Raw genomic sequence first — 4,242 nt, 5'->3', positions numbered from 1 at the left:
AGTCTTTCGAGAGCATCGAGAACATCGAGGTGTTATTTTACTTAGGCTTGAGAATGAAAGCTCTACTAACAAAATCGCACTTTTACAAAGGTTATTAGCAGAATATCCCGAACAGCTATCCGACAATTTTATTATGGTGACAGAAAAACTAGTTCGATTTGCGCGATCGCGTTCATAGAGGAGAATAAGCGATACAAGCCAGAATGTCTTCTGTTTCGAGCTGGGGATAGTCTTCGAGAATCTCTGTCATACTTGCACCACTAGCCAAAAAGTCGAGAATTAACGACACCCAAATGCGATGTCCCTTAATACAGGGTTTACCAACGCAGATATTAGGATCGTTGGCGAAGCCTACCGGAGGTAATCGATCTCCGTGACAAAAGTTGCGAACTACTCATAGTGTGACTGGCTCCAATACTTCCATAAATCGATGCTACCAGCTATTCTGAATTGTTGTCTAATTCTCAGCACGAGAGATCGAGATCGGCAAAAATCACTCAAACTGCTGTTGAATATCTAGATTGAGAGCCTGATGTATTTGGAGATTTTCAGTTCGATCGGTCGTAACTTCAATTATTGCACTGCGATGATTATCTACTGCTTGCTGATAAGTATGAATAAATTCATCAGAGTTTTGGGGATGATAGTAGTCTAATTTAAACATTGCTGCTGCATGTTGGAAATCTAAACCATGTGGCGTACCAAAATAAGTATCGAAAAGCTGAGTAGATTTAGCGATCGGTAAAAATGAGAAAATTCCGCCACCATCGTTGTTGATAATTACCACAATTACTGGTTGTGAATTGTGCCGTAATAATGCGAACGAATTCAAGTCATATAAGCTCGATAAATCTCCCACGATCGCCGTAACGGGAGACTGTAAACCGATCGCAAATCCAGTCGCTGAAGCGATCGCACCTTCAATCCCACTGGTACCGCGATTTGCACCGACTCGCAGACTTAATGACTGGGAATCTTCTGCAATTGCACCGATACCAAACATATCTAAATCGCGAATCGGCATACTATTCGATACCCACAAGCCATGTTGACTGGGGATGAGTTCGGAAATAGTGCGAGCGATGAGTGGTTCGGTTAATTTGGAGGTTTTTAAAAAATTAGCGGCTGTAACGCCGATTCTATCTGAAGCAGCTCGTAATTTCTGCACCCATATTGATGGGGAGAACTGCGGTAACTGCTCGCATAATCGATCGCACAGATAGGCGATGTCAGATTCTATCCTCAAGGAAACTAGATGGTTGGGATCGTAACGATCGGGATTATCGGCGATCGCAATATAATTTTTCGGTGGATGTTTCTCGATCCATTTAAACCACTGTGCTGAGACAATTCTGGTACCGATTTGAACGATCGTCTCGATCTGTTCTAGCTCTACTACGATATCTGTTAGTAATAATCGATCGAAGTAATGGATTAAATTCGGCAAATCTTGACGCAATCTCAACCCCGACTGAATATCGGCAAATACCGCCCAATTTAACCGCGCTGCTAATTTTACTACTGCCTGAATTTCTGCTGTAGATTTTAACTGTCCGACAAATAGGATACCTCTAGCGGTGGAGGCGAGCGTGTCAACAAGCGACTGAATTTCGGCAGTAGCCGGAATAGTTAATTTAGCTGCATAACGCGTGTATGCCGTTGGCGGAGCCTCTCCTACGGAGAATCGACTTTCGCTCCACTTTAACAAACTCTCAGGTACTTCTACCGGCGAATCCGTAGGTGCTAAGGGTTCTCGAAACATGCAATTGAGATGCACGACACCGCCTGGAGCTTGTCGCGATTTAGATACCGCTAGATCGATCGTCGTCAGCACCACATTGGGGTTAATTTCGGCTGTAGGGCAAGGTAAATCGAATTGCCAGACTGGATAATCTCCATACAAATTTACCTGGTTAATCGTCTGATTTGCCCCCGTCTGGCGTAGTTCTGGCGGTCGATCGCTAGATAAAATAATCAGGGGAATATTATCGATCGCGGCTTCAATAACTGCGGGAAAATAATTCGCGGCTGCCGTACCAGATGTACAAATTAACACCGCTGGATTTCCCGTCGCGCGCGCGTACCCGATCGCATGGAAAGCCGCAGCGCGTTCGTCTAGACAAATAATTTTGCTTGCTCGGGCATTTTGAGCGACAGCTACAGTTAATGGAGTCGATCGAGAACCGGGTGAAATGACAAAATAATTAACGCCATTTCTGAGTAATTCTTCGACGATTAAATAGCCCCATAACTGATTCATGCTGTTAGTAGTTCGCCTAATTCTAGCTGTGACGATCGCTCGATCGTGTAAGTTCGATCTCAGACTACTAATTTTACCGCTAATCTAATTTGACGACCATCTTGCCGATATTCTGACCTTCAAATAGACCGAGAAAGGCGTCTACGGCTCGATCGATGCCGGTGACTACCGTTTCTTTGTTTTGCAATTTACCGGCCTGGAAATAGCCACCGACTTCGCGTTGGAAGTCATCGATGAGATGGATCGAATCGCTGACGATTAATCCCTTCATCGTCAAGCGTTTGGTCGTAATATTGAACAGATTACTCGGCCCAGGGGTAGGTTTGTCAGCGTTGTAGCCAGAGATGCCCCCACAGGCGATAATCCGCCCGTAGTTACGCAGTACCGCCAGTGCGGCTTCGAGACTTTCGCCGCCGACATTATCGAAATAGACGTCGATGCCGTCTGGGGCTGCTTGCTGAAGCTGTTCGAGTACGGGTGCATCTTTGTAATTAAACACGCAGTCGAACCCACATTCATTTTTGAGAAAGTCAATTTTTTCAGCCGTACCCGCCGAGCCGATAACGTGACACCCGCGCAATTTTGCCAATTGTCCGGCGACATTACCGACAGCACCAGCGGCACCGGAGATGAATATAACATCGCCAGCTTGGACATCGACTAGATTCAAACCTGCCCAAGCAGTCAAGCCTGTCGCACCGAGCAAGCCGAGATAAATCGAGAGCGGTTGAATTTCGCGGTTGACTGGGTGCAATGCTTGCGGTTCGGCAATAAAGTACTCGCGCCAACCTAAGCTAGAGGTGACGATATCGCCGGATTTAAAGCCCTCCGCGCGGGATTCGACTACTTCACCGACGGCACTACCTTCGAGTGGTTTGCCTAGTTGAAATGGCGGTACGTAAGATTTGACATCGTTCATCCGACCCCGCATGTAGGGATCTACCGACATGTAGAGATTGCGGACGAGGATGCGATCGTCAGGCAATGGTGGTAATTTATTTTCTACCAGGTTAAAGTTGGCTGCGGTGGGCATTCCATTTGGACGCGAGGCTAGCTGAATTTCGCGACTGACGATCTCGGTCATAATTGGCTCCTAGTTGCTGAGGGCGTTGCTGGATTGAGTATGAGCGGGGAGTGGGAGGAAGAGATATAAAAACTGAAAATCACACCTACAATTAGCAACGCCTTGCTAAGAATCTAATCGGCTAGTCGAGCATAATTAGGCGCGAACTGCGGTTTTAATTGCCGATTGAGCGGTGGCGATCGCTCGATCGCGTGCTTCATCGCCCATGCTGAGACTATCGGCATGAATGAACTCTACGTCGGTGATGCCCATGAAGCCAAAAATGAGCTGGAGATAGGGGGTTTGCATGTCGTAGCTATGACCGGGGCTGCCGTGGGGATAGGCACCGCTACTGGCTGTAATAATCGTTATTTTCTTGCCGTGGACTAGTCCTTTGTAGCCGTTGGCATCCACAGCAAATGTCCGTCCGACGCGGGTAATTTGGTCGATGTAGGCTTTAAAATTGGCGGGAATGCTGAAGTTGTACATCGGAACCCCAAAGACATAGCGATCGGCTGCTAGAAATTCATCGACTAGCTCGTTGGATAATTGGATGGCTTGGGTTTGGGCGGGGGTGTGTTGTTCGGGGGCGGAATAAGCGGCGGCAATCCAGTCTTCGTCTACAAAGGGGATCGGATGATGTCCGAGATCGCGATAGGTGACGGTATCGCCAGGATGAGCGGTTTTCCAGTCGGTAATGAATTCTTGGGTGAGGGTGCGGGAGATCGATCGATCTTGGCGCGGGCTAGCATCGATGTGCAGGATATGGGTCATGGATTTTTTCTAGTTGTGGTTGGTAAGGATGTGCTCTGATGCAGTGTTTCTGACCCGCGCTGAGAGGGTGTTTGAAAAGTTACTTTTAATACGCCTAATTGGTGGAGATCCCCCTAAATCCCCCTTAAAAAGGGGGACTTTAATC

4 protein-coding genes are annotated in these 4,242 nt (G+C 47.2%); all 4 read right to left on the bottom strand.

Translation table 11 applies throughout. The annotated features are described in order from the left end of the window. Window positions 1-172 precede the first annotated feature (172 nt). The gene (locus RMO84_RS03445; RefSeq protein WP_396135760.1) at window positions 173-331 is read right to left on the bottom strand and encodes a DUF433 domain-containing protein; all 159 of its coding nucleotides are present in this window, start codon (window positions 329-331) and stop codon (window positions 173-175) included. 162 nt (window positions 332-493) lie between these two features. Continuing rightward, on the bottom strand, window positions 494-2,260 hold the full coding sequence (gene menD / locus RMO84_RS03440; RefSeq protein ID WP_310487049.1) for a 2-succinyl-5-enolpyruvyl-6-hydroxy-3-cyclohexene-1-carboxylic-acid synthase: 1,767 nt from the start codon (window positions 2,258-2,260) through the stop codon (window positions 494-496). A 79-nt stretch (window positions 2,261-2,339) separates the two neighbouring features. Continuing rightward, window positions 2,340-3,344 (bottom strand): NADP-dependent oxidoreductase, encoded by a 1,005-nt coding sequence (locus RMO84_RS03435; RefSeq protein WP_310487048.1) that lies wholly within the window; start codon window positions 3,342-3,344, stop codon window positions 2,340-2,342. A gap of 135 nt (window positions 3,345-3,479) precedes the next feature. Continuing rightward, window positions 3,480-4,097, bottom strand: a complete 618-nt coding sequence (locus RMO84_RS03430; RefSeq protein ID WP_310487047.1) for an FMN-dependent NADH-azoreductase — start codon at window positions 4,095-4,097, stop codon at window positions 3,480-3,482. Window positions 4,098-4,242: the final 145 nt, after the last annotated feature.

Origin of the sequence: Chamaesiphon sp. VAR_69_metabat_338, assembly GCF_031423935.1 — a bacterium.
Lineage (GTDB): Bacteria > Cyanobacteriota > Cyanobacteriia > Cyanobacteriales > Chamaesiphonaceae > Chamaesiphon.
This window is presented reverse-complemented; position numbering and strand designations above follow the sequence as displayed.

Coding starts and splice junctions, on each gene's coding strand:
- menD (WP_310487049.1), bottom strand. CDS start 2,260: ATGAATCAGTTATGGGGCTATTTAATCGTCGAAGAATTACTCAGAAAT.
- RMO84_RS03435 (WP_310487048.1), bottom strand. CDS start 3,344: ATGACCGAGATCGTCAGTCGCGAAATTCAGCTAGCCTCGCGTCCAAAT.
- RMO84_RS03430 (WP_310487047.1), bottom strand. CDS start 4,097: ATGACCCATATCCTGCACATCGATGCTAGCCCGCGCCAAGATCGATCG.